The sequence below is a fragment of the Desulfogranum mediterraneum DSM 13871 genome, assembly GCF_000429965.1.
In the GTDB taxonomy this organism is placed as follows: Bacteria; Desulfobacterota; Desulfobulbia; order Desulfobulbales; family Desulfobulbaceae; genus Desulfogranum; species Desulfogranum mediterraneum.
Genome location: NZ_KE387005.1, coordinates 130,221 through 154,139 on the forward strand (window position 1 = coordinate 130,221; position 23,919 = coordinate 154,139).

Here is a 23,919-nt window from a genome sequence, read left to right on the forward strand (position 1 = left end):
CTGTCCTCTTTGCCCTGCCCCCTCTGAAAAAAGCTCCTGCCACGACTTTTAAGCGCTATCCTTGAAACCACAAAGTGCTTTCCTTATCACGGCGCCTATGGCAAGTTATAGCCTGGAAAACTGGCAAGGTACCCTTTATTCAACAGAGGACTAGTGTGCAGCAGCTCAATCCATTTTTCTCCCAGATAGACGACCAAAAGGCGGTTCGAGTCGCGCTCCCCATGACAGATCGCCCTGAAAAAGAGCGAATCAACTGCATCTACGAGGCAGTCAGGCCACCATCTTTTCGGCTGCTCTTCCCAGAGGGGATGCTACCGGCTTCCCGGATCGACCTGGAGCAAAGCGCTGTGGTTACCGTTGACCTTGGCGGCCAGACCCTCTCTGTTGCCGCTGATATCACCGGGATCAGCAGCACTCAATCCCTGGAGTTCAAGGCCACAGAGGTGATCAGCCATGAGCAGCTGCGCAGCTATTTTCGGGTCGATGCCGCCACCCCGGTAAGCGCCGGTCCCCTGCCCGGCCAGACAAGCCTTGCCGGGGAGGAGGAGTGGCGCCTCCAGGGAGAGACCATTGACCTCAGCGGCAGCGGAGCCCTGTGCAGTTTCAGCCAGGGGCTGAAAAAGGGAAAAAAGGTGCGCATCGAGCTGGCCCTGCCCACGGGACAGATGGAGCTGATCCAAATCATCGGCCATGTGGTCCGCTGCAGCAGGGCAGGCGAAGAGACCTTCCATGTGGGGCTCCACTTTGACACCCTCTCCAGTGAAGACAGAGACCGGATCATGGCCAGTTGTTTTCAACTCCAGCGCCAACACCTCCGGATGAAGGTGCAGGTGAAAGATATCCTCTAAACAGCGACAGGGGGAGATCCAGTCATCAGGGGCGCGTTGCCAACACTCCAGTGCCCCTGTTTTTCCTGTTGAACTTGGCAGCTCATCTGCTATAACAGGAACAGATAACAACCTTTTTTCGGACCTCAACCAGGCAGGCAGCTGAGTACGCCATCCCTCTGCACTCGGAAAGAGAGCGAGGCTCCCCGTCAACCCAAACCATGACCAGCCTTGTGAGCAAAATCGAAGACATTATCCATAAACTCCAAGATGGTGCAGAGTCTGTGATCGACCTCCCGGATAAGCATAACGAGGAGCATCGATACAATGCCGCCTTTGTGGGACTTGAACCACCGCACTTTCAGCTGGTTTTTCCCCCAAAGTCCTGGGAGAGCGACTCGCTCTTGATGGGCGTCAACTGTCAATTAACCGTCAAGCATAAACACAACACCGTCAACCTGATTGCCGAGTTGGACAGTGTTGCCAGCGATCGCCGCCTGAACTTCATCGGCAGGGAACCGATCAAACCCGAAGAGCTGCGTGAATACTTCCGGGTTGCCATCAATACCTCCATAGAGATCGGCTACACCGCCGGTGCCAGCGAAGTCAAGCTCCGCTCCTGGAAGATGATCGGGACCACGGTTGACCTGAGCGGCAGCGGGGTGCTGGGCCTCTTTGCCGAGAAGCCGGCCAGCAACAGCCGGCTCTATATCCAGATAGGCATCCCCCAATCCGAAGATATGCTCTCCTGGATCGGCCATGTGGTCCGTACCTACCGGATGCGCAGGAACCGCTACCAGGTTGCGCTTCATTTTGATGATATCACCCCAAAAAAACGCGACCAGATCATCGCCTGTTGTCTCCAGGAACAACGTCGTCAACTGCGCGAGCGGGTACAGACCGAATAAAGGGTTGTCCCCTACCCCTGTTGAGCAACCTCGACCAGCGAGGCTCCCATGGATTTTCCTGTTACCCCGGCCTCAACCCTTCGCATCCAGCAACTCTACCGGCAACAGGATCAGCTCCGTGAACACCACAGGACCCCTTTTAGTCCGGGCCAACTCCTCCAGGCAGTGGTAGAGCATAAGATCGACCCCAGCAACTACCTGCTGACCATTGCCGGCAGGCAACTCCAGGCCCAATCTGCACTTCCCCTCCAGGTTGGGCAGCAACTCGATCTCCAGGTAACCACCGCCGGTCCCAAAATCGAATTACGGGTCATCACCGATCCCCTGACCCGACAACTCGGCAGCAGGCTTCATCTTTTAGGGGGCCAACAGGGTTTGCTCCCCAACCTGGCTCAGCTCGGTGAAGGCCCGCACCTCAAGCTGCTCAGTGAAAACTCACGAAACACCCTTACCCTGCTCTCCCAAACCATCCCCACCCTCCCTGGCAGCCCCCCGGCAGCAACAGCCGTTCAGGGCAGCACGGAACTCCTGGGCGCCATCCTCCACACCCTGCAAACCAACCCGACCACGCCCCTTAAGAGCGACGGTGCACTGCCCGGCCTGATCCAAACCATAGCCCCAGGGCTGGGCAGTGAACAGGCGAGCACGTCCCAGGCAGCACCCTCCTCCCAGCCAGGGATAATCGTTGCCCTGGCCACGACCGTGGCAGGGAATGGTCCTTCCCTGCACCTGCTCCAGGAGGCCGTCAAGGCAGCGCCACCAGGCACGCCCCACCTCCTTGAGCTGGGCAGCCAGATCCTGGACTTTTTCACCACCAACCCCAAACTCTTCCCCACCAGGGAACTGTTCTCCATCCTCTCCCAGGCCCTGGGAACCACCACAGCAGATGCCCCCTTGAGCCGGCCGGAACAATCTCCCCAGGGGGGACAGCTGCAGCAGCTGCTCGATCACCTGGGCCTGAGGATGGAACAGCTCTTTGCCGCCGGCAGGGGCGAGGAAGCCAGCCACACCTTAAAATTTGCCCTGCTCGAACTCAGCCAGTCTGGGAAAGCGCTCCCCCCGGCAGTGGAACAGGGCAGCCAACTCCTCCAGACCCTGGAGCTCTACCAGATGCTCCAGGTCCGTCTTGCCGGCGAGTCGCTGTTCTTTCTCCCCATGCCGCTGCCCTTCCTCCAACAGGGCTTTCTCCTGATTGATGAGGCCCCGGAGCACGATCCTTCCGGAGAGCAGCAGGAGAGGCAAAGCCGCAACTACTCCCTTCACCTCGAGCTTACCGGACTGGGTACGCTCCAGATCGAGCTGCACCAGGAAGGCGAGCGGCTGGATATTCGCTTTCACCTGGAAGATCGGGAAAAGATGACCTTCATGGGGGGGTACCGGGAAGAACTCGAGCAATGGTTGACCCGCATGGAACTCCACTCGGTGCAGTTCCTCACCGGCGCTAAAGATCCAACCAAGACCCTCTTGGATCTCCTGCTCCACGACACCACAGGGATGGTCAACACCAAGGCATAGGATCATGGAAAAAAAGGAAAAACAGGATAAGGCCGTTGCCCTGCGCTATGATGAACAGAAAAGAAATGCCCCTGAGGTGGTGGCCAGCGGCTCAGGGATCGTTGCCCAAAAGATTATTGAATCGGCCCAGGTGGCCGGGGTATTCATCAAGGAAGATCCTGACCTGGTAGAACTCCTGGCCAAGGTCCCGGTTGGCGAAGAGATACCGGCAGAACTCTACCAGACCGTTGCCGAAGTCCTGGCCTTTGTCTACTCGGTAAACAGCAAGTTTAAGGAAAAGGTGCCGCCCCCTCGATCGGAAAATTCGCAACCCACTCCAGAGAATTAAGGCCACCTTGAAAAAAAGTTTTTTCCTCCAATCTTGGCGTTGCGCTCAAAATTTTATCCTCGGAATATCAAATATATGCCTACGGTAAAATTTATCGCGCGCCTTAACCTTGATCGAAAAATCTCATTTTTCAAGGTACCCTTAATATTTTATACGCGAAAGGAACGACTGATCGTTGAAAAAATCACCAAAAAAAACCACTTCATATATCTGATATTCTCGCGTATAGTTGTTGTAATCAAACCGCACCAGCATCAGATTAAATATTAGCCACAGCTTTGATGGACACGAGGTAGCAATATGAACTATGGGGTTGTTAGCCAAGAACAACTTGAAAAAATTGATGAAATCCTCACAGAGAAACTCATCAAAATCGGGGTGGACTGCGTCATTATCATCGATATGGCAGGCAACATCATCACCGCCAAAGACAATGGTACCTCGAAGTATGATGTGTACTCCTTTGCCGCTCTTGCTGCAGGTAACTTTGCCACGGTGGATGCCATGGCGAAACTGGTCGGTGAGCAGGAGTTCTCGCTGCTCTTTCACAAGGGAACAGACTGTAATATCCACTTTTCCAAGATCGACGACGAGCTGCTCCTCATCTCCATGTTCGGCAAAGACATCTCCCTTGGGTTCCTCCGGCTCAATGTGGTGGAAACCATTGAACGGATCAAAACCCTCTGGGAACGCGGCTAAGCCCTCTTCTTCCCAGCAGGGTCAGACATCGCCGTTTTCAGATCTGAGCAGAGAGGCAGCAGGAGACTATTTTGAGCTTTATTAATCTCAGAGAAAAAATCGTCCAGGTAAAAATCGTTTATTACGGACCCGGACGTGGTGGCAAGACAACCAACCTGGAATATATCAACCGGAAATTTTCCAAACAGATCCATTCTGAAATGGTCAGCCTCAAGACCCATGGTGACCGTACCCTGTTCTTCGATTTTCTGCCCTTTAACATGGGACAGATCAAGGGCTATGAGTTGAAGATTCAACTCTATACCGTTCCTGGACAGGTCAAATACAATGCCACCAGAAAACTGGTTTTAAAGGGGGTCGACGGAATCGTCTTTGTAGCCGATGCCCAGGAGCAGATGCGGGAGAAAAATATCCGCTCCCTGAATCAACTCCACGAGAACCTGCAGGATTACAAGGAGTCCATCTTCAAAATCCCTTTAGTCCTCCAGTACAACAAGGTGGATTTGCGCAACCAGGGTATCCCGATTTTACCGACGCCCCTGCTGGAGAATGACCTCAACAGTAAACTCAAAGTACCGGCCTTTGAGGGAAGCGCCCTCACTGGATATAATGTTCCGGAGACCTTGAAGAAAATAATATCCTCAACCGTCATTTCCATTCAACAGAAGCTTCAATAGTATAAGGGTATCTTGGATAAAGAGCTCTTTTGTTCAAGATCAAGGCATGCGAGACAAATTACCACAGGTATGGAAACGATATTCCGAGGATATTTTTTGAGCATAACCAGAAATTGGGCGAAATAACAGGTACTCAAGGTGGTCTACAGATGCTGCCGGCAGCGCACAGGATCAAACTCACCAGCTGGCTCTGAGGATTGATTTTTCCCAAACGCCGGGACTGGGAAAAACAGATAGCTAAGACAGCCCTGCGCTTTACTCTTCTCTACACATGATCAGGCTATGAAAAACCCCCAGGAAGAAGCAACCACAAGCTACGATGAGTATGAAGATCTCACCCTCTTTGCCGACGAATCTTTTGATACCGGTGATGTTGATCTCTTTGAATTTTCCAGTGAAGATGACTCGCCCCTGACCCGACTCAAGGCGATTATCCTCTCCCTGGACTGGGAGATTAACGACGAGATCCTTCAGGAACTCATTGATGAGGTGCAGGAACTCAAAACCAGTTGGCAGGGGGATAAGGTCGCAGCGGTCTATCTCCAGGGACTGGGCAAACTGGGCAGCTACATCCGTAGCAAGGGGGCCTATGCCCACCCGAATTCCATCAAGCTCCTCCTGACCTTCTATTATAACTTTGAAAAAATCATTTCCACTGAGGAGATCAGCGAAGAGGCCGTCACCCTCCTCCTGAAGGGGGATATCCGCAAATTTAAGATCCTGCAGTACCAGGTCAACCAGAGCGAAGAGGGGCCCCCTTCCGGTGGCCTGGAGAGCAGCGCACCTCTGCTCTCCACGGAGCCGGACCAGGAGCCTGGTGCAGCCCCGGAAGAGGACCACCTCAGGATGTTGAAGGCCGCCATCCTCAGTCTTGACTGGGAGGTTACCCCTGCCAACCTGCAACAGTTCAACGACCATCTCAACCAGTTGCACCAAACTCTCAGCCACGACAAACCGGCCCTGGTGCTGACCCAGGGATTACGGGCCCTGGGCGACTATATCGACGAGGCCGGATCTCAGGCGCACCCAGACTCGTTCAGCCTGCTCCACGCCTTTGCAGAGGGGCTGGATCAGACGCTCCAGAGGGAGCCGGATCAACGGGATCAGGATCAGCTCCAGGCCCTGCTGGTGGATCGGGTCAGCCGTTTAAACACCCTGAAGGCCCTGATAGCCGAGCAACCGCTGACTCCCCCTGGGGAGGCGATGGTTGATCATCTGGTGGAAGAGATCACCGCTCCAGCACCGGAGCCGGAGCCTGAGGCAGCGCCCCTGCCCCTGGAAGCTGCTGAGCAAGAGGAAGCTGAACCGGCACCCCTGGACAGTGATCATCAGCAGGGCAGTGAGATCGAAATGGAGCTGGACGAACTCTTTCCACTGGAATCCGTCGCTGCCATGGAGACCGCAGACAGCAAATATCCCGATGAGATCCTGCCGGCTGAGGCCATTCAGCCGGTTGACGACGAGGTTGCCGACGATTTTATTGAAGCCCAGGTCAGAGACAAGGATAAACTCGCCCCTGCACTCTCCTCCAGTGATGAATTCTTTGGTTTCAGCGAAGAGAGTGAACCCCTGGACCTCCCGGCTCAAAGCGACCTGACCGCCCAGCTGGATATGCTCTTCTCCACGGAAGAGGATAAGGAGAGCCCGGAGGGCCTGCAAGAGGCGCCTCCTGCCGATGACGCCGCTGCCAGGGAGAAGGCCGAGCCGCAAGCACCCCTTGAGGCCGCGCTGGCCGATGTCATCCTCCCCCAAGAGGGCAGCCCGGCTGGAGAGCCCGCTCCTGCCAGCGATCCCCTCTCCCTGGACATAGAGAGTAAGCTGGACGATTTTTTCTCTGAACAGGAACCAGAGAGCCAGGAGAGCCTCTTCCCGCAAGCTCCGGCCGAAGCAGAGGATGCAGAAGCGAGCCTGACCCCTGCCCTGGCGGACAGCGATGAGGAACAGGGATTTTCCCTGGAGCAATCCATGGAAAATCTGGAAGACGCCCCCCTGGGAGACATCGAGGAAAAACTGAACTTCTTCTTTGACGGCGATGAAGAGGAGGCTCCGCTGCTGGAAGAAGAGTTCCCGCCAGGCGCAGAGGATGACCTGGGAGATACCCTGGAATTCCTTGCCCAGGACCAGGAGGAACAGATTCCGATAGAACAAGCCCTGGGAGAAACGGAAGAGGACGAGCAGTTCCCCGACTTTTTTAGCCTGGAAGAGGAGGAGGCTGCCGGTCCCGAGGAGGAGCTCGACTTCTTCGCCGATGCAAGCGATGATGACGAGGAGGAGCCGGAGCTGGGCCTGGCCGAAGAACTGCCGGGCATCGAGCCGGCCGCCGCTTCCCTGGCCGCAGGTCTCGCTGAGGCACCCCTGGAGGCAGGGGAGGAAGAGAGAACGGTCTCCCTGGCTGCCCTGGGCGCCCTGCTTCCAGGCACCGTACGCGCTCCTTCGGATGACAACATCGCCGAGAGCGCTGAGCAGATCGAACGGCTGCAGCAACTGGAGCTGACCCCGGAGGAACGGGTGGTGGTCCAACTCATGGGCTCGGCGGTGAGCCAGCTGGTTCATAGCCGCTCAATCGACCTCCAGGCGACAGAGCAGCTGATCAACACCCTCTTCGAGTGCCTCCACCGGGCCGGGCTCACCCCGGCCGAGCTTCCCGGAATCGTCTCCGAATTCGTCTCCTGGCAGCGTGGAGTGACCACCGGCATCGCCGCTGGCTCCCAGCCAGATCTGCTGCCCATGGCCGGCGGGGGCCAGCTCGCCCCGGTTCCTGCTGCATCCGGAGAGACAGCTCCCCAGCTGGACCTGGGTACCTTGCGCGAGATCATCAAGGATGAGTTCAAACAGCTGCGCAAGGACTTGAAAAAGGAGCACTGAGCTGCACAAAGCGCAGTCCCCTACCCCAAACCACAGCAAGGGAACAGGCCCAAGGCCTGTTCCCTTGATTCATCTCTTTCCAGAGTACTCCCAACCGACTCGATCCACGCCCATCTACTCCCATCGACTCCCTCGAGCCGCACCGCTCCAGGCTGGACATCCCCAGCTGCAAGGCTCAGCGTCCCTGGCTACTGTTTCCTGGGGTCAAAGGCCTCCCGCAGGGCCTCGCCGATGAAGATCAGCAGGATCAGAGTGCCCACCAGCACCACAAAGGTGGACAGGGAGAGCCACCAGGCATCGATATTAGCCTTGCCCTGGGCCAGCAGTTCCCCCAGACTGGGAGTGGACGGCGGTACCCCCAGGCCGAGAAAATCCAGGCTGGTCAGCGCCAGGATAGCCCCGGACATCCGGAAGGGCAGAAAGGTGATCACCGGGGTCATCCCGTTGGGCAGGAGGTGGCGGTACATGATGGTCAGATTGCCTACCCCCAGGGCCCTGGCCGCCTTGACATATTCCATATTCCGACCCTTGAGAAACTCGGCCCGCACATAGTCGGAGAGCCCCATCCAACCGAAGAGGGAGAGCAGTACCAGCAGAAGGGCAACGCTGGGCTTGAAGATGGAGGCAAAGATGATCAAGAGATAGAGCTCTGGCATGGAGCCCCAGATCTCGATGAAACGCTGGACAAAGAGATCGGTTTTTCCGCCGAAATAACCCTGGATGGCACCGGCCAGGATACCGATCAGGGTGCCGATGGTGGTCAGACTCAGGCCAAAGAGCACGCTCAGCCGAAAGCCATAGAGCAGTCGGGCCAGGACATCCCGGCCCCGATCATCGGTGCCCAACCAGTTTTCCCGGGTGGGAGGTGAGGGCACCGGTCGATCCAGGGTCAGGGTGATGGAGTTATAGCTGTGGGGATTGGGAGGGAAAAAAACCCGGTTGCCCGCTGCCTGGAGTTTTTCCAGGATATAGGGATCGCGATAGTCGGCCTCGGTATCAAAATCGCCGCCAAAGACGGTTTCGGGATACTCATTCCAGAGCGGGGTATACCACTCTCCCTGGTAGTGGATCAACAAGGGGGTATCATTGCTGAGCAACTCAGCCCCGAGGCTCAACCCGAAAAGGAGAACAAAGATGCACAGCGAGATGAAGCCCCGCCGATTGGCCCGGAAGAGCTGCCAGCGACGTCGGGCCAGGCTCTTTGGTCTGCTGCTCCTGCTCATCGCTCCCCCATTCCGTCAAAACTGATCCTGGGATCAACCAGGACATAACTCAAATCAGACAAGAGCCTGGAAACCAGGCCGATGATGGTAAAGAAGTAGAGGGTCCCTAAAACCACCGGATAATCGCGGTTGAGGACCGACTCATAGGCCAGCAGGCCCATGCCGTCCAGGGAAAATATCGTCTCTATCAGCAGGCTGCCGGTAAAGAAGGCGGTGATAAAGGAGCCTGGAAAGCCGGTGATGATCGGAATAATGGCATTGCGAAAGACATGCCTGTAGAGGACCTGACCCTCGCTGAGCCCCTTGGCCCAGGCCGTGATCACATACTGTTTGCGAATCTCTTCAAGAAAGGAATTTTTGGTCAGCAGGGTCATCACCGCCAGGCTGCCCACCGTGGAGGCGGTGATGGGCAGAACCATGTGCCAGAGGTAGTCGAGGATCCTGCTGAGCCAGGAGAGTTCCTGCCAGTTATCGGAAACCAAGCCCCGCAGTGGAAAGATATTCCAGAAACTGCCCCCGCCAAAGAGGACGATCAGAACGATGCCCAGGACAAAGCCGGGGATGGCATAGCCCACCAGGATCACCGAACTGCTCAGGACATCAAAGCTGGAACCGTCACGTACCGCCTTGCGGATGCCCAGGGGAATGCAGACCGAGTAGACGATCACAAAGCTCCACAGCCCCAGGGACATGGAGACCGGCAGTTTGGAGATCACCAGCTGGGCCACACTCCTATGGTGGTAGTAGGATTGGCCAAAGTCAAAGAGCAGATAATTTTTCATCATCTCGACAAAGCGCTCGGCTGCCGGTTTGTCAAAACCGTAGAGCTGTCTGAGTTGCTCGATCCGCTCCTGATCAAGGCCCTGATCCGCCTGGTAGAGGGAAGCCGCAGCCCCGACCTCTGCCCCGTTGCCGTGCCCTTCCAGCTCAGCCATCATCCGCTCCACCGGCCCGCCCGGGACAAACTGGGTGACCGTAAAGGTGATCAGCATCACCCCGAACAGGGTCGGGATCATCAAGAGCAGACGTTTCCCTATATACCAGCTCATGACTCCACCACCATGGCCGCTCCGCCCCGCCTGGGGTCCCCAGCCCCGGCTCCTCCCGGGATCACGGCATGGACGCCGCCGAAATAGACACTCTGCTCCTGCCAACAGTTGACCGCCACCTGGCGGCTGAGTTCTGCGATCACCTCGCCTCCAAACCCAGGCTCAAGCTGGAGCTGGCTGCCGTCCCAGTAGGAACGGGGCGCAGCAACGGCCTCCGCAAGGGGCCGCCCCTGATCAATCACCTGGGTCAGGACCTGGGTGATGGCGGTCCTGATCCGCTTGGAGCCGCCGCTGCCGATGACCAGCTGCACCCTGCCGGCTGCATCCAGGACCAGGGAGGGCGACATCATCGACCCCACCCGCTGGCCGGCCGGGCCGGCATGAAAGCCATCGGGATGGAGATCATCCTCGCCCATCATATTGTTGAGCATGATCCCGCTGGCAGGGGCAAAATAGCCGGAGCCTTCGCCGTTGGAACAGGTCATGGAGGCCACATTACCCTGGCCGTCGGCAATGCTTACCTGGGTGGTGCCCCGGGTAAAGAGCCGAACCGTGGCTGCTGCCTGGGCAAGCTGCTCGGAGTTGAGAAAGGCCTGCAGGGTCTTGGGACTGACCATGCCCTGGAGGCGCAACCGCTCCACCTCCTGCATGATGGCCGTAGCCCGACGCAGGTTGGCCAGAGAGCCGTAGGGTGCGCTGGAGGGATGCTCCTGGTGCAGGGCCAGGGAGAGCCCGATCAGGGAGCCGCCAAAGGAGGGCGGCGGACTGGTCAGAATCCGATGACGGCCATAGGTGAGTTCCAGAGGCTTGCGCTCAATCACCTCATAGGCGGCCAGATCTTCCCGGGTAAGCAGGCCATCACCCCCGGCCATATCCCGGGCCATGGCCCGGGCAATCTCACCACAGTAGAACTCCCGGCCATGATCCCGGGGCAGCTCTTCCAAAAATCCAGCCAGGTCCTGGTTGACCAGGGTATCACCCTGGCCGAGGAAACGTCCCTGGGGCTGATACAGTTCCCTGCCCGTGGGAGTCATGGTCAGGATGGGCCGGAGTAGCTCCATGAACACCCCTTGAAAGTCATTGAGCTGGTGGCCCCTGGCCAGCTGGAGTGCCGGTGCAAGGACCTCTGCCAGATCCATCCGGCCAAGCCGGTCGTGAACATGCAACAGTCCCTTCAAGGTACCGGGTACGGCCACCGATCCCAGACCGATGTTGAACTCCTGATCTGAACCGCCAAAGGCCACATTCACCGGAAAAAAATGGGGACAGGGTATCTCAGCCAACCCCCGCCCCGGGCTATCCACAAAAAAATCAAAAAAGATTTCCCGGGCCGGTTCCCTCTGCTCAGCTGTACGGGCCAGGAGGAACCCTCCGCCCCCCAGGCTGGTGAGACAGGGTTCGACCACGGCACTGGCAAAACCAGCAGCCACGGCGCCATCAAAGGCATTGCCTCCCTCACCAAGGACGGTTGCCGCTGCTTGACTGACCAGGGGGTGACCGCTGGCCACCACTGCTTTTGAAGAGTTACTCATAGCCAAAATTCACCATGGAGCTGTGCAATCATTTCATGAAAATTGAGCCCTGAGGCCACCAGTTGCCGCTGCCGGCCGGCGCCGGTGCCGTCTGTAAAGAGCGGCTCCAGGGCATCGATATACAAACGGCTGCCCAGGCGGCGCAGCTGAGGTTCCAGGACCGCAATCATCTGGCGGGCGGCCCTGACCATGGACATGGCCCCGCTGCCCACCAGACCCAGGGGATCGACAAAGCGGCCTGCCAGACCATGACGGGCGGCCTGCCACTTGTTACAGCTGAGGATCTGATGACTCACCGGCCGATGGACGACCAGCTGCTCAGCCAGCCCTGCCGCCAGGGCCTGGGCCAGGGCGACCAGCCCAAGCATCTGGCTGAAGCGCAGGGGCAGGTCACAGATCCGAATCTCAACCGTACCAAAGGTGGGACTCGGCCGCACATCCCACCAAAGATCGCGGGGCTCGCTGATCACCTGATACTCCCGCAGCATGGCCAGCTCCTGCTCAAACCCGCTCCAGGAACCGTGAAACCCGGTGATCCCAGCCAGGGGCAGCGCTTCAAAGAGCTTGGTCCGGTAGGAGTGGAAGCCGGTATCATCCCCACGAAAGAAGGGCGAAGAACAACTCAGGGCCAGGAGCACCGGCAGATAGGGTTGGATGGTATCACAGACCCGGATGGCGGTCTCCCCATCCCTCATCCCCAGGTGAATATGCAAGCCCTGACAGATAAACTGACGGCCCACATACTGGAGTTCCTTCATGATCCGCCAGTAACGCTCGCCAAAGCCCAGGACCTGATCCTCCGGGCAGGCAAAGGGGTGCAGACTGGCACCAAAGAGCAGCCCGTGTTCCAATGCCGGCAAGCCTTCCACCAGCTCGATGGTGGCCAGCAGGTCTGCGGCCACCTCCCCAACCCCGCTGCAGATACCGCTGCGGATCTCCAGGATGGACTGGAGAAACTCAGGCGCCACCCTCCCCTGACTGGCCTCCGGGACCTGGGCAAGCACCTCCCGGGCCATAGGAACCAGGTTATAGGAACCTGCGTCAAGGAGTTGAAACTCCAGTTCCACCCCCAGGGTAGATGGAGGACTGGGGCTAAACGGGATAGCGCCTCTCTCTGCAGCCATTGGCTTACCTCCTCTCAGTACTTCCCTCCAGGTGGAGCAGCCCCTGCCTGGCGACCTGCGCCAGCCATGCTGCCCCCTGCTCCAGGACCTGTTCATCAAAATCGTATCGCCCGGAGTGGGCCGGGCCTGCGGGATCGCCGCTGAGCCGGGCACCGAAACGGACCAGGCAACCTGGAACCTCCTGCTGGTAGAGGGCAAAATCTTCACTGCCCAGACTGGGGGCCTCCTGCCGGCGGACCCCTTCCCTGCCAACCAGCCGGAGGGCAGCGCTACGGGCGATGGCTGCCGCACGCTCATCATTGATCACCGCCGGCAGCCCTGGCAGATACTCCAGCTCAATCCCGGCGCACCCCATGGCCTCAACCCCCTGGATCAAGCGCTCCAGGCCCTGTCGCAGGGCTGTCCTGGCCTGGGGATGAGCACTGCGGATGGTGCCCTCAAGCAGGGCCTCTTCGGCAATGGCATTGAGTACGGTCCCGGCCCGGAGACGCCCCACCGTGACCACGGCGGCATGGGAGGGGTTGATTGCCCTGGAGACCAGGGTCTGGATCTGCACCACCAGGGTACTGGCCAGAACCACCGCATCTATCGCCTCGTGGGGCCTGGAGGCGTGCGCGCCCCGGCCGCGGATACGGATCGCAAAGGGATCGGCAGAGGAACAGATCAGGCCGGAATCCACCGTAAAGGTCCGGGTGGGGATATGGGTGTCGATGTGACCGGCAAAGATCAGCTCCACCTGGTCCAGTCCCCCCTCCTCCACCATTCGACCGGCACCGTTTCCCGCCTCCTCGGCCGGCTGAAAGAGCAGCACCACCTTGCCGCTGAAATCACGCGCCCAAAGGAGATGGGCCGCACCCAGCAGCATGGCGGTGTGACCGTCATGACCACAGGCGTGCATGAGCCCGGGATGTTCTGAGGCAAAGGAGAGACCGGTCTGCTCTTGGATAGGCAGGCCATCCATATCGGCACGCAGGGCCAGGCAGGGCCGGCCTGCTCCCGGCTCGGCCGGAGCCTGCCGTCCATGGAGCTCTGCGCGGATGCCGGTGCCGGCCAAGGGGCGATGGGGGATCTGCAACCGGTCCAGCTCCCGGCGTACCAGGGCAGCGGTCTTTTCCTCCCGGAAGGCCAGCTCAGGATGACGATGGAGCCTCCGCCTGATCTCCACAAGATAGGGAGACAGGGGGGTACCCTGAACCGTTTGTAACTTCATGGCCGCCTCCCTGGCTGAGCTTGAGCCCTGCTCAGAAGATCCTGATCCCGCCGACCTGATCCTCTGGCGGTGCCTCTTCCTGTGCCTCTGGCTGTTCCTCTTCCTGCGCCTGCTCCTGCTCCTGCATGGCCCTGCGACGCTGCTCCTCCAGGGCCTGGATATGACGGAGTTCCTCCCGCCCGATCGCCTCGGCCGTCACCCTCGGGGCTGGAGACTCCTTTTGGCCCGAGCTCAGGGGAGCCTGAGACTGCCCCGCTTGCTGCTCGGCCCCGGGAGCGCTTCGCTTATCCGAGCGCTTGAGCACGGCCAGCAGCCCCTCCTGAATCATCACCACATTGACCAGTTCCCAGCCCATGCCCCCCTGCTCGTTGAGGGTCTTTTCCATGGACTCATCATCAAGGTAACGATCTCCCAGGAGACCGTCCTTGGCAAACTCAAAAACTATGGTCCGATACTGCCATATCATCCTGTCACCTTACTTCGTACTCGTCACCAGCTGATCATCTGCAAAGACACCGCTGAGGATACGGCCATCGGCAAGACTCAGGGTCCCCCTGCCGTTGCGCCGGCCCTGCTTGAACCCGCCCTCATAGACCGTGCCATCGGGCGAGGTCAGGGTGCCGCTTCCCTGGGGCAGGTCATTGACAAAGCTGCCCACATAGGTCTTGCCGTCCTTATACTCCAAGGTCCCCTGGCCATGGAAGCTCCCCTGCCGGAAGGTGCCGGAATAGCGGGTGGTATCGGCAAAGAGGTAGCTCCCCTCTCCGTCAAAGAGCCCATCTTTAAAGCTGCCGCTGTAGGAAGAGCCGTCCGGATAGCTCAGTTTCCCCTGGCCATGACGTCTGCCGTTCACCAGGCTGCCCTCATATCGCCTGCCGTCGGCGTGGAGGTAGAGCCCGCTGCCGTTGATCCGGTTGTCTGCAAAGGTGCCGACATAGCGGTCTCCGTTGACAAAGGTCAACTCACCCTCTCCTTCCATCCGGCCCTCCTTGAAGTAGCCATGGTAGCGGGCTCCATCCTGGAGGGTGACCCTGCCCAGGCCGCTGAAGCGTTGCCGCTGCTGGGAATCGCGATAGAGGACGCCGTTGATGAGATAGCGTCCCTCCTCGGTCCGGCTGTCCTCCGGAACCCGGGCCGTGATGGTCAGCGAGCCGTAACGGTCGGCCCCTGCCTCCTCGCCGGGATCCTCCTCCTGACCCGGTTCGCCCCTGTCCCGGATCCCTCCGCCTTCCCCTGCGGCCTCGATCAGGGGGGCCGTAAAGACGCCTTGGACAAACTCACCGGTGCTGGTGGTCCCGTCCGCGCTGACCAATACACCTGCGCCATGGGGGAGATCGGCCTGGAACATGCCCTGATAGCGGTCACCGCCAGCGTTCACCCAGGTACCTTCCCCCTCGCGGACACCGGCCAGCCAGCTCCCCTCATAGTGCCCACCGGCAGCGTAGGACATGCTCCCCTGGCCATGGGGAATACCCCTGACCAGCTCGCCGCTGTACTCCCGACCATCGGGCCAGCGAACGGTCCCCTGGCCGGTCATCTCCCCCTGTTCAAAGAGACCGCTGTAGACGGTGCCGTCGCTGCTGCTCAGACGCCCCTGGCCATGATAGCGATCATCCACAAACTCGCCTTCATAGAGGGTGCCGTCGGGAAACTCCAACCGTCCTCTGCCCTGACGTTGCTCGGCCCGAAAATCCCCCTGGTAGCGAACCCCGTTCAGATAACGTCGGATACCGATCCCCTCGGGTACCCCCTCCCGAAACTCGCCCTCATAGGTAGAACCATCCTGATAGATCAGTTTCCCCTGACCATGGATGGTATGATTGCGAAAGTCTCCGGAATAGTGACGGCCATCGGTAAAGAAGAGGCTGCCGCTACCGTTATAGCGTCCCAGGGAGAATTCACCGATATACTCTTCCCCGTCAGGGTAGCTCAGGGTACCGCTGCCGTCGATCACCCCATCGACAAAGGAACCCTGGTAGCGCCGCCCGTCGGAACTGAGCAGGGAACCCTGACCGTGAAAGCGCCCCTTCTCAAAGGCCCCCTCATAGACCGAGCCGTCAGGCAGGAGCAGCCGGCCCTGTCCCCAGAGAAAGCCGCGCCGAAAGGATCCCTGGTAGAGGCGACCATCGCCGCCCTCATAGCTACCGACCCCATTCCTGCAATCCCCCTGGAGACAGGCCGAGTGGCCCGAACTCCAGCTCAGCAGGAGCAGGGCCAGGGAGGCCGCCCCCTGTCGCCAGCCAATGATACGCATGTTATCCCTGTTCTGCATAGATGGTCCGGATCTCCTCGGCAATCAAACGGATGCCCTGGTGGACTTCAGCCTCATCCTGGGAATAATTTACCCGGATACATTCATCGATATGGCGCCAGCCCGGCTCCAGGCCAGGAAAAAAGTAGTCCCCGGCCACCACCAGTACCTTGCGCCCCTTCAAACGCTCATACAGCTCCCTGCTGGTGATCGGCAGATCAGGAAACCAGAACCAGAGGAACATGGCCCCTTCCGGGATATGGACCTTGTAGGGACAACCGCTGAAGGCCTCGTTGATAACGGCCATGACCCGCTCCATCTTCTCCTGGTAATAGGGTTTGATCACCTCCCTGCTGAGGCGGAGGATCTCGCCCGAGCGAAGCAGGGGGGTGGTCAGCATGGCCCCGAAGCTGCCCGGCGCCAGGCTGACCACGGCGTTCATCCCGGAGAGCATGGAGATGACCGGTTCGGCTGCGATCACGATCCCGGTCCGTACCGCTGGCAGCCCGAACTTGGAGAGGCTCATGGTGAGGACCAGATCCTGGTTCCAGATGGGCCGGGCCTCGGTGAAGATCATGTTGGGAAAGGGTACCCCATAGGCCGAATCAACGATCAGCGGAATCTGATGTTCACGGGCCAGGGCCGCCAGGCCCTGGATCTCATCATCGGTCAGTACATTGCCGGTGGGGTTGGTGGGCCGGGAGACACAGATGGCGCCGATCTCATCGGTGATGGTGATGTTGCTGAAGTCCACCCGGTACTTAAAGAGATTTTCACCCACACATTCGATCCTGGGACGCACGGCCACAAAGAGATCATCGTCGATGCCCAAGTCGGCGTAGCCGATATATTCCGGGGCCATGGGCAGGAGAATCTTCTTCTGGCTGCCGTCGGCATACCTGCCGCCAAAGAGGTTGAAGAGCAGGAAGAAGGCGGTCTGGCTGCCGTTGGTCAGGCAGATGTTGGCCGGACTGATATCCCAGTCATACTCCCTGCGAAGCAACTCGGCCAGGGCCGCGATAAACTCCTTCTCGCCACCAGGGGGGTCATAGACCCCCACCAGCCGGTTCAGGGCCTCTTCATCGTGGAGCAGCTCACTCAGCTGCTCCCGAATCACCTCCTGGATGGCCGGAATCTGGCCGGGGTTGCCCCCGCCCATCATGATCATGTTCCCTTCGGCCATGGCATTGCCCAGGTCATCCATCAGGGAGAGGATACCGGCATCGCCTGAAATTTTTTCTCCAAATCTAGAAATCTTCATTCCACCTTTACTCCACAAACCAATCCTCTCCCCTCCAGGCCATCGCTCCCGGCCAGCGGCTCCACTGAAACTCCGGCAAGGATGCTCAGCCACTGCCGCCGGCAGGCGCGGCACTGAAAATACAAGAAATCTACAAGGCGTAGCCAAGCCCTCGGATGATGACGGTCAACGACTCCGAAAGAGGCGGCATTCCGCCCCTGAGCTGGCTAATACCACCATCGAGGGCAGTTGCCGGCTCTTGAAGCCATAGGCCCGGCATCCCCGGGGTTGTTGAGGATCATAGGTCACATAGTAGTGTTTACATTTTAAACAGTTTGGCCGTTGTGGCCCCTTCTTTTCCATGGCATCAATACGATTCGTTGGCTTGACCACTCAACTGCCGTCGGGCCAGATCCACGGCTTCTTTACGGACAAAGAGGGTGACAATGTCACCGCTGGCAAACCTGGAGCTGCCCCGTGGGATCTGCAGCACCCCGTCACGTTCTATGGAGACCACATTGACGGCCTCACTCAACTCCAACTCCTTGAGCATGACCCCCACGGCCCTGTCCTCCTGCTGCAGCCGCACCTCTATGAAGATGTTGCGCTCTTCCCGACGGAGAGTGAGCTGGTCCTCCAGGAGTTGCCCACGCTGTTTACGAATAATTCCGACATCATATGCGCGGAGGATATTACTCCTGCTGATCAGGCCGATCAAGGTTTTTTCATTGCTTCTGCTCACCACCGGCAGACGAGCCAGGTCCCTGGGGGCCATTTTCTGGATAGCCGTCCAGATGGGTTCATCGGCATGGACCGTCACCGGATCGACAATGGCCACATCCTCCACCCTCAGGCTGCGCAGGGGCAGGTCATCTTCCACCAGCACCTTTTCCAGATCCTGGAGGGTGACGATCCCCCACAACAGGCCCTGCTCATCCACCACCGGAAAGCCCAGGTAGTTGGTCTCCTGAAACATCTGATAGAGTTCGGCCAGGGGCGCATCTTTAGCTATGACCACCGGATCATCGGTCATCACCTCGCGCACCGCCACCGCCTGCATGATATCCAGATCCCGTCCCTGGACAAAACGAATGCCCCGGCGGGTCAGCTTGGTGGTATACATGGATTCCTGATAGAGGTACTGGGCCAGGTTGGAGGCAGTAACCGCTGCGATCATCAGGGGGAGAATCAGGCCGTAATCACTGCTCATCTCAAAGACGATCAGGATGGCGGTCAGGGGGGCATGGGCACAGGCGGCAAAGACGGCAGCCATGCCCACCAGGGCGTAGGCACCTGTGGGACCGGCATATTCGGGCAGCCAGCTGGCGTAGAGGGCCCCCATGGCCCCGCCCAGCATGGCACCGGTAAACAGGGAGGGGGCAAAGACCCCGCCCGAGTTGCCGGAGCCCAGGGTAAAGGAGGTGGCCAGGGGTTTGAGCAGGACCAGGAACAGAAAGGGCAGAAAGCTGGCCTCCCCCCGGATGGCCCGTTCAATGAACGCAAACCCGGAGCCGAAGATGCTGGGCTTGGCTGCGGCGAGCTGCTCCGCTCCATAGCCCGACAGGCTGGCCACCGAGCTGCCGCTTACCAGCAGATAGCCCATCCCCAGGACGCCCAGCAGGATCGCGCCCACCACCGGTTTGAGGGCCAGGGGAAAATCCCAGCCGTCAAAGCGTCGTTCAAAATAATCCAGGGTACGGATAAAAAAGATCCCCACCACGGCCGCAGCCAGTCCCAGGCCCAGGTAGAGCAGGATCTCCACTGGCGAGCTCATTGCATAGGCCGGCACCAGGAAGGCGGGCTGATCGCCCAAAAAAACCTGACTGACGATGGATGCAGAGACCGCGGCAATCACCACGTTACCGAACATCCGGACCTGGAGGCCGCTCATCAGGACCTCGATGGCAAAGGCGACCCCGGCGATGGGGGCATTGAAGGTGGCGGCGATCCCGGCGGCCGCACCGCAGGCCACCAGATTCTTGATCCGTTCATCGGAGAGATGAAGAATCTGGCCGGTCACCGAGCCCAGGGCCGAACCGACCTGGACAATGGGCCCCTCCCGCCCGGCTGAACCGCCTGAGCCGATGCAAAGGGCCGAGGCAAAGATCTTGGCCACGGCCACCCGGGCCCTGATCCGTCCGCCGCGTTGCACCAGGGCCTGCATCACCTCCGGGACCCCATGCCCCTTGGCCTCCCTGGCAAACCAGGCAATCAGCGGCCCGGCCAGGAGAGCCCCGATGACCGGGACAGCCAGATAAGTCCAGATCCCCAGCATGGGCAGCAGGGCGTGGACCAGGGTATAGAACGACTCCTGGATGAGAGCGATCAGGCGGATAAAAAAGACCGCGGCCAGGCCGGTCACTCCGCCGATGAGGATGGCCAGGAGCATCAGCAGCAAGCCCTGGGGAGGCGAGAAACGATCCAGGAACAGGCCTACAGGGTTTCTCTTCACGACACGCCCCCCCTCACCTCGGCGCTCTCTTCTTGGGATATTCAAAAAAGAGCAGCCGGCCGCTGCCCTGCTCCAGCTGCTGCCAGTCACTGCAGGGGAACTCCAGGGCCACAACCCCGGAGGTGGGCAGGTGGGGAAGCTGGATACCTCCCAGGAAGGCTGCCCCCAGGGCAAACTCCGGATTATGGCCCACCAGCAGCACCGTCTCCCAGTTGTTGTCCAGGTGGTGGACAATCCGGACCAGGGTAGCGACCGAGGCCCCGTAAAGCCCAGGCAGCAGGCTGATCTCCCCCTTGGGATAGGCCAGCTCCCGCGCCAGCAGCCGGGCGGTTTTCCTGGCGCGCACCGCCGGGCTGGAGAGGAGCGCATCCACCGCTATCCCCAGATCGGCCAGCCGCCGACCCATGAGCGGGGCATCGCGCTTGCCTCGCCTGTTCAGGGGACGCTCAACATCGCTGAGATCCGGGTCTTTCCAGCTCGACTTGGCATGACGGCAGAGCAGCAGGCGCTTCATCGTGACAACAGCAGGGGCTGAATCTCCTGCCACAGCTCCATATAGGCCTGGGCAGCAAGGGAACGGGGCAGAGCAGCAGTGACCGGCTGCCGGTAGAGTCCCATCCGTTCGATATCGGCCAGAAAGGGAATGGGACTCTTCAACACCCCCTGACGCTTGACCATGGTGGCCATCAGCTCCTGGTGCATTTTTTTGCGCTTCTCCACCATGGAGAAGAAGACCAGGGCCTTTTTCCTGCTCTGTCCGATCTTGTCCATGAACTTAAACAGCTGTTTCAGGGAGAGCAGGGAGAGGGTGGAGGGAATGATGGGCACCAGGATGGTGTCGGCGGCATGGAAAATATTCTCTGCCAGCAGGGTCAGGTTGGGCGGGCAGTCCAGAAAGATCCGGTCATACTCCTGGAGCAGGGGACGGAGGACCGCATCCAGGTGGCTGGTGGACTGTTGGAGCTCATCCAGGGCAATATCGATGTTGCGGTAGGAAAAATCCGCCGGCAGGAGGTCCAGGCCCCGGTAGTCGGTCCCCCGAATGTTTTTGTCCACATGGGAACCACCCTTGAGCAACTTCTTGGTATTGTACTTCTTGGGTGAACGAATTCTGAAGTAGTAGGAGGCCGAGCCCTGGGGATCCAGGTCACAGAGCAGGGTTTTCTGGCCCTGACGGGCAGAGAGGTAGGCCAGATTCACGGAAGTGGCGGTCTTGCCCACGCCGCCCTTGATATTGTAGACTGCTGCAATACTCATTTCAACCCCCGATTATCAGCTGAAAAGCCGGGTAAAGAGTGCCTCGTTCCTGCCGCCGCTGAAGCGCTCAAAGACCGCGCCAAAGTTGCCCCGGGCCTTGAGCTGCTCCTGGTGGAGGGTGCTCACCAAGCCTCCCAGGGCCGCCCCCAACTCCAGGTTTCGTCGAGATCCCGGCCGGATCCCCTGGAGATGGTGATGGAGCATCTCCTGCTGCACCGAAAGGTCGTTGAAGTCTCCCAGGTAATTCTGCAGTTTCTTCAAACGCTTGATAACGAGGGCGATCTCTTCTTCCGGGAAGAGGGAGCCAAAAAACTCGATGGTATAGCGCAGCTTTTTCCCCTGGATGCGGAGACGATGGATGTCCTGGTCCGGACTCTTGGGGGTGATGGCCCGACCATCCTTGAGGACCCGTTGGTATCTTTTGGAGATGACCCTTCGGGCAACATCCACCACCGGCACCTCTGCCAGGGGTGCGGAGGAGATATCACCCTCCTTGAGGTAGTTCCCCCAGGAGGCGAAGATCTCTTCCACCCTGGGCCCCCTGAGCGCCCTGGCCATCTTCTTCTGCTCTCCGGCCCGGAGGAGGGCGAGGTCTTCAAAAAAGGCATGAAAGCCCTGGTGAAGGAACTCGGGCAGGCGGGAGCGGTAGAGCTCCTCGTAGAGCAGGTAGACATCCAGATCGCGGGTGGGGCCGGTGATCTGGCCCAGGTAGGCAAAGGCCTGTTGATAGTGGCGGACGACCTCAGCCGGAAAGACCTTTTTGATCAGGGCCAGCCCTGAGCGGGTCCTGCGGATGGCCACCCGGAAGTCATGGAGAAACTCGGAGTCCAGGTCCGCCAGGGTGCCGGGGAGATTGACCTGCATGGAGGCCAGCAAGCGGAGATAGATCTGGATGAGTGCAGAGCCGGCGGTCTGATCCGGATCCAGCTGGAGCTCAAACCTGGAAGAGTAATCGTCAAGGCTCCGCCCCTGACGGGCAAGGCCCTGCTCCAGGTCCAGGAGGGACAGGGGGCGTTTCAGGGGATCGAGCTTGGCAAAAAATTTCCTGAGCGCCTCGAGTTCACTGGTATAGCCGCGTACCGGCTCCAGGTGCACGCCCTGGAGCGGCTCCCCTCCCTCCTCGGGCAGATGCTGTTCCAGGGCAAGCCGGACCACGGTCTTGTCATCCCTGTTGAGGATCCGGGTCTCCTGGGTCGTGACCGTGCTCATCACCAGGGGCAGGACACTGCGCATCTCCAACAGCGGCGCCAGCAGATCCTGGAGGCGGCCGGGGGGAAGCTCCCAGGAAAAACAGCGCTTCCCCAGCCTGGGTCCCCGTTCCTGAGCCAGGGGGGCACCGCTGGCTCGATCAAACAGGGTCCAGCTGGTGCCGTTACAGCCCAGGAGATAACCGCCCCGCAACAGGCGCCAGTCAAAGGAGTCGCAGTAGGTGAGATTGACCTGGCGCTGGGCCTGGTGAAGCAGTCTGAATTTTTTGCCCAGACGGGTATAGAGGGCCTCCGGGGTCACCCCTGGGGGAAGGCACCAGCTGTCCGTCAGCTCGTCTGCCATGGCTGTCTCCTTCTAGCTTCTGTAATCTGCGTTGATTTTCACATAATCATAGGAAAAGTCACAGGTATAGACCTCTGCCGACTCCATGCCGTCATGGAGGTCCACGGTCACGCTGAACTTCTTGTTGGCCAGGACCTTGCTGGCCAACGCCTCCTGCTCCGCCCCGAGAGCCAGGCCGTTTTCCACCAGGACTACATCGTCAAAGGCGATGGAGACCTTGTTGGGGTCAAAGAGACATTCCGAACGTCCCAGGGCGGCGATGATCCGACCCCAGTTGGCGTCTTCGCCGAAGAAGGCGGTCTTGACCAGAGCCGAGTTGGCAATGGTCTGGGCCGCGCTCATGGCCTCCTCACTCTCCCGGGCACCGTTGACGCGGATGGTAACGGTCTTGGTGGCCCCCTCACCGTCCTCAACGATCATCAGGGCCAGTTCCAGGAGGATCTTCTCCAGGGCTGCTGCAAAGATCCGGGTCCCCTCGGGGTTGTCTTCATCGATCCAGGTATTGCCGGCCGCACCATTGGCCATCACCAGGACCATGTCATTGGTGGAGGTATCGCCGTCCACGGTGATCCGGTTAAAACTGCGGTCCACCCCGCTCCTGAGCATGGAGTTAAGCACCGGAAAGACGATCTGGGCATCGGTGACTACAAAACAGAGCATGGTGGCCATATCGGGCATGATCATCCCGGAGCCCTTGGCCACCCCCAGCAGAGAGACCGTGGTCCCATCCAGATCCACACTGGTAAAGGCGGTCTTGGCCATGGTATCGGTGGTCATCATGGCCTGGGCCAGTTTGGGGAAATTTTCCGGGGCCAACCCTGCCACCAACTCGGCCACATGCTCCTGAAACGGCGCCAGGGGCAGCTGCTCACCGATCACCCCGGTGGAGGCCAGCTGGACCAGTTCCTCCTGGATCTCCAGCTGCCGGGCGACCAGGCTGGAGGTGGCCAGGGCGGTCTCCATACCCTCCTCGCCGGTACAGGCATTGGCGTTGCCGCTGTTGATGAGCACGGCCTGAACCTGACCGTTACGGAGACGGTCCATATCGATCAGGACCGGCGCCGCCTTAACGGTGTTGGTGGTAAAAACTCCGGCGGTCACCGCCGGTACATCTGAGGTGATCAGACCGAGATCCAGGCGATCGGCATAGCGGATGCCGGCCTGAACTGCTGAAGCATTGAACCCTTTAACCTGCATAACAGCCCTATGTA

General features: G+C 59.5%; 20 protein-coding genes. 7 read left to right on the top strand and 13 right to left on the bottom strand.

Annotated features, from left to right (window positions below; translation table 11 throughout):
* Positions 1-155: 155 nt before the first annotated feature.
* The 7 genes from G494_RS0117265 to G494_RS0117300 all read left to right on the top strand — a co-directional run bounded on the left by G494_RS0117265 (position 156) and on the right by G494_RS0117300 (position 7,819).
* Positions 156-848, top strand: a complete 693-nt coding sequence (locus G494_RS0117265; protein ID WP_028585512.1) for a flagellar brake protein — start codon at positions 156-158, stop codon at positions 846-848.
* A 212-nt stretch (positions 849-1,060) separates the two neighbouring features.
* Positions 1,061-1,735 carry a PilZ domain-containing protein gene (locus G494_RS0117270; protein WP_161630011.1) on the top strand — a complete coding sequence of 225 codons (675 nt, stop codon included), beginning with the start codon at positions 1,061-1,063 and terminating at the stop codon, positions 1,733-1,735.
* Positions 1,736-1,783: 48 nt separating this feature from the next.
* A complete protein-coding gene (locus G494_RS0117275) occupies positions 1,784-3,250 on the top strand; it encodes a flagellar hook-length control protein FliK (RefSeq protein WP_028585514.1) in 1,467 nt (488 codons plus the stop codon).
* 4 nt (positions 3,251-3,254) lie between these two features.
* A complete protein-coding gene (locus G494_RS24240; RefSeq protein ID WP_051305821.1) occupies positions 3,255-3,578 on the top strand; it encodes an EscU/YscU/HrcU family type III secretion system export apparatus switch protein in 324 nt (107 codons plus the stop codon).
* A 300-nt stretch (positions 3,579-3,878) separates the two neighbouring features.
* Positions 3,879-4,277 (top strand): roadblock/LC7 domain-containing protein, encoded by a 399-nt coding sequence (locus G494_RS0117285; RefSeq protein WP_028585515.1) that lies wholly within the window; start codon positions 3,879-3,881, stop codon positions 4,275-4,277.
* Positions 4,278-4,348: 71 nt separating this feature from the next.
* Positions 4,349-4,954: a GTP-binding protein gene (locus G494_RS0117290; protein WP_028585516.1), complete on the top strand. Its 606-nt coding sequence runs from the start codon at positions 4,349-4,351 to the stop codon at positions 4,952-4,954.
* 282 nt (positions 4,955-5,236) lie between these two features.
* Positions 5,237-7,819, top strand: coding sequence for a hypothetical protein (locus tag G494_RS0117300; protein ID WP_028585517.1), 2,583 nt, complete (start codon positions 5,237-5,239; stop codon positions 7,817-7,819).
* 188 nt (positions 7,820-8,007) lie between these two features.
* On the opposite strand, the gene G494_RS0117305 is transcribed toward G494_RS0117300, so the two are convergent.
* From G494_RS0117305 to argJ, 13 genes are all read right to left on the bottom strand, one after another.
* Positions 8,008-9,042, bottom strand: a complete 1,035-nt coding sequence (locus G494_RS0117305) for an ABC transporter permease (protein ID WP_028585518.1) — start codon at positions 9,040-9,042, stop codon at positions 8,008-8,010.
* Positions 9,039-10,091, bottom strand: coding sequence for a microcin C ABC transporter permease YejB (locus tag G494_RS0117310; RefSeq protein ID WP_028585519.1), 1,053 nt, complete (start codon positions 10,089-10,091; stop codon positions 9,039-9,041). Before G494_RS0117310 ends, G494_RS0117305 begins: the two co-directional genes overlap by 4 nt.
* Positions 10,088-11,623 carry a gamma-glutamyltransferase family protein gene (locus tag G494_RS0117315; RefSeq protein ID WP_028585520.1) on the bottom strand — a complete coding sequence of 512 codons (1,536 nt, stop codon included), beginning with the start codon at positions 11,621-11,623 and terminating at the stop codon, positions 10,088-10,090. Before G494_RS0117315 ends, G494_RS0117310 begins: the two co-directional genes overlap by 4 nt.
* Positions 11,620-12,747 carry a carboxylate-amine ligase gene (locus G494_RS24245; RefSeq protein WP_051305822.1) on the bottom strand — a complete coding sequence of 376 codons (1,128 nt, stop codon included), beginning with the start codon at positions 12,745-12,747 and terminating at the stop codon, positions 11,620-11,622. Before G494_RS24245 ends, G494_RS0117315 begins: the two co-directional genes overlap by 4 nt.
* 4 nt (positions 12,748-12,751) lie before the next feature.
* On the bottom strand, positions 12,752-13,957 hold the full coding sequence (locus G494_RS24250; RefSeq protein ID WP_035247292.1) for a M20 metallopeptidase family protein: 1,206 nt from the start codon (positions 13,955-13,957) through the stop codon (positions 12,752-12,754).
* A gap of 31 nt (positions 13,958-13,988) precedes the next feature.
* Positions 13,989-14,423 (bottom strand): hypothetical protein, encoded by a 435-nt coding sequence (locus G494_RS0117330; RefSeq protein ID WP_028585521.1) that lies wholly within the window; start codon positions 14,421-14,423, stop codon positions 13,989-13,991.
* 9 nt (positions 14,424-14,432) lie between these two features.
* Positions 14,433-16,229: an MORN repeat-containing protein gene (locus G494_RS0117335; RefSeq protein WP_028585522.1), complete on the bottom strand. Its 1,797-nt coding sequence runs from the start codon at positions 16,227-16,229 to the stop codon at positions 14,433-14,435.
* Positions 16,213-17,469, bottom strand: a complete 1,257-nt coding sequence (locus G494_RS0117340) for a valine--pyruvate transaminase (protein WP_028585523.1) — start codon at positions 17,467-17,469, stop codon at positions 16,213-16,215. The genes G494_RS0117335 and G494_RS0117340 overlap by 17 nt, the downstream gene beginning before the upstream one ends.
* A gap of 346 nt (positions 17,470-17,815) precedes the next feature.
* Positions 17,816-19,900, bottom strand: a complete 2,085-nt coding sequence (locus tag G494_RS0117345; RefSeq protein ID WP_028585524.1) for a chloride channel protein — start codon at positions 19,898-19,900, stop codon at positions 17,816-17,818.
* Positions 19,901-19,913: 13 nt separating this feature from the next.
* Entirely contained in the window at positions 19,914-20,414 is a 501-nt protein-coding gene (locus G494_RS0117350; RefSeq protein ID WP_028585525.1) for a SixA phosphatase family protein, read from the bottom strand.
* Positions 20,411-21,157 (bottom strand): ParA family protein, encoded by a 747-nt coding sequence (locus G494_RS0117355; RefSeq protein WP_028585526.1) that lies wholly within the window; start codon positions 21,155-21,157, stop codon positions 20,411-20,413. Before G494_RS0117355 ends, G494_RS0117350 begins: the two co-directional genes overlap by 4 nt.
* Before the next feature lie 15 nt (positions 21,158-21,172).
* Positions 21,173-22,708, bottom strand: coding sequence for a CYTH and CHAD domain-containing protein (locus G494_RS24255; protein WP_051305823.1), 1,536 nt, complete (start codon positions 22,706-22,708; stop codon positions 21,173-21,175).
* A 12-nt stretch (positions 22,709-22,720) separates the two neighbouring features.
* Complete coding sequence (argJ, locus tag G494_RS0117365; protein WP_028585527.1) at positions 22,721-23,905, bottom strand: bifunctional glutamate N-acetyltransferase/amino-acid acetyltransferase ArgJ; 1,185 nt, start codon at positions 23,903-23,905, stop codon at positions 22,721-22,723.
* Positions 23,906-23,919 lie beyond the last annotated feature (14 nt).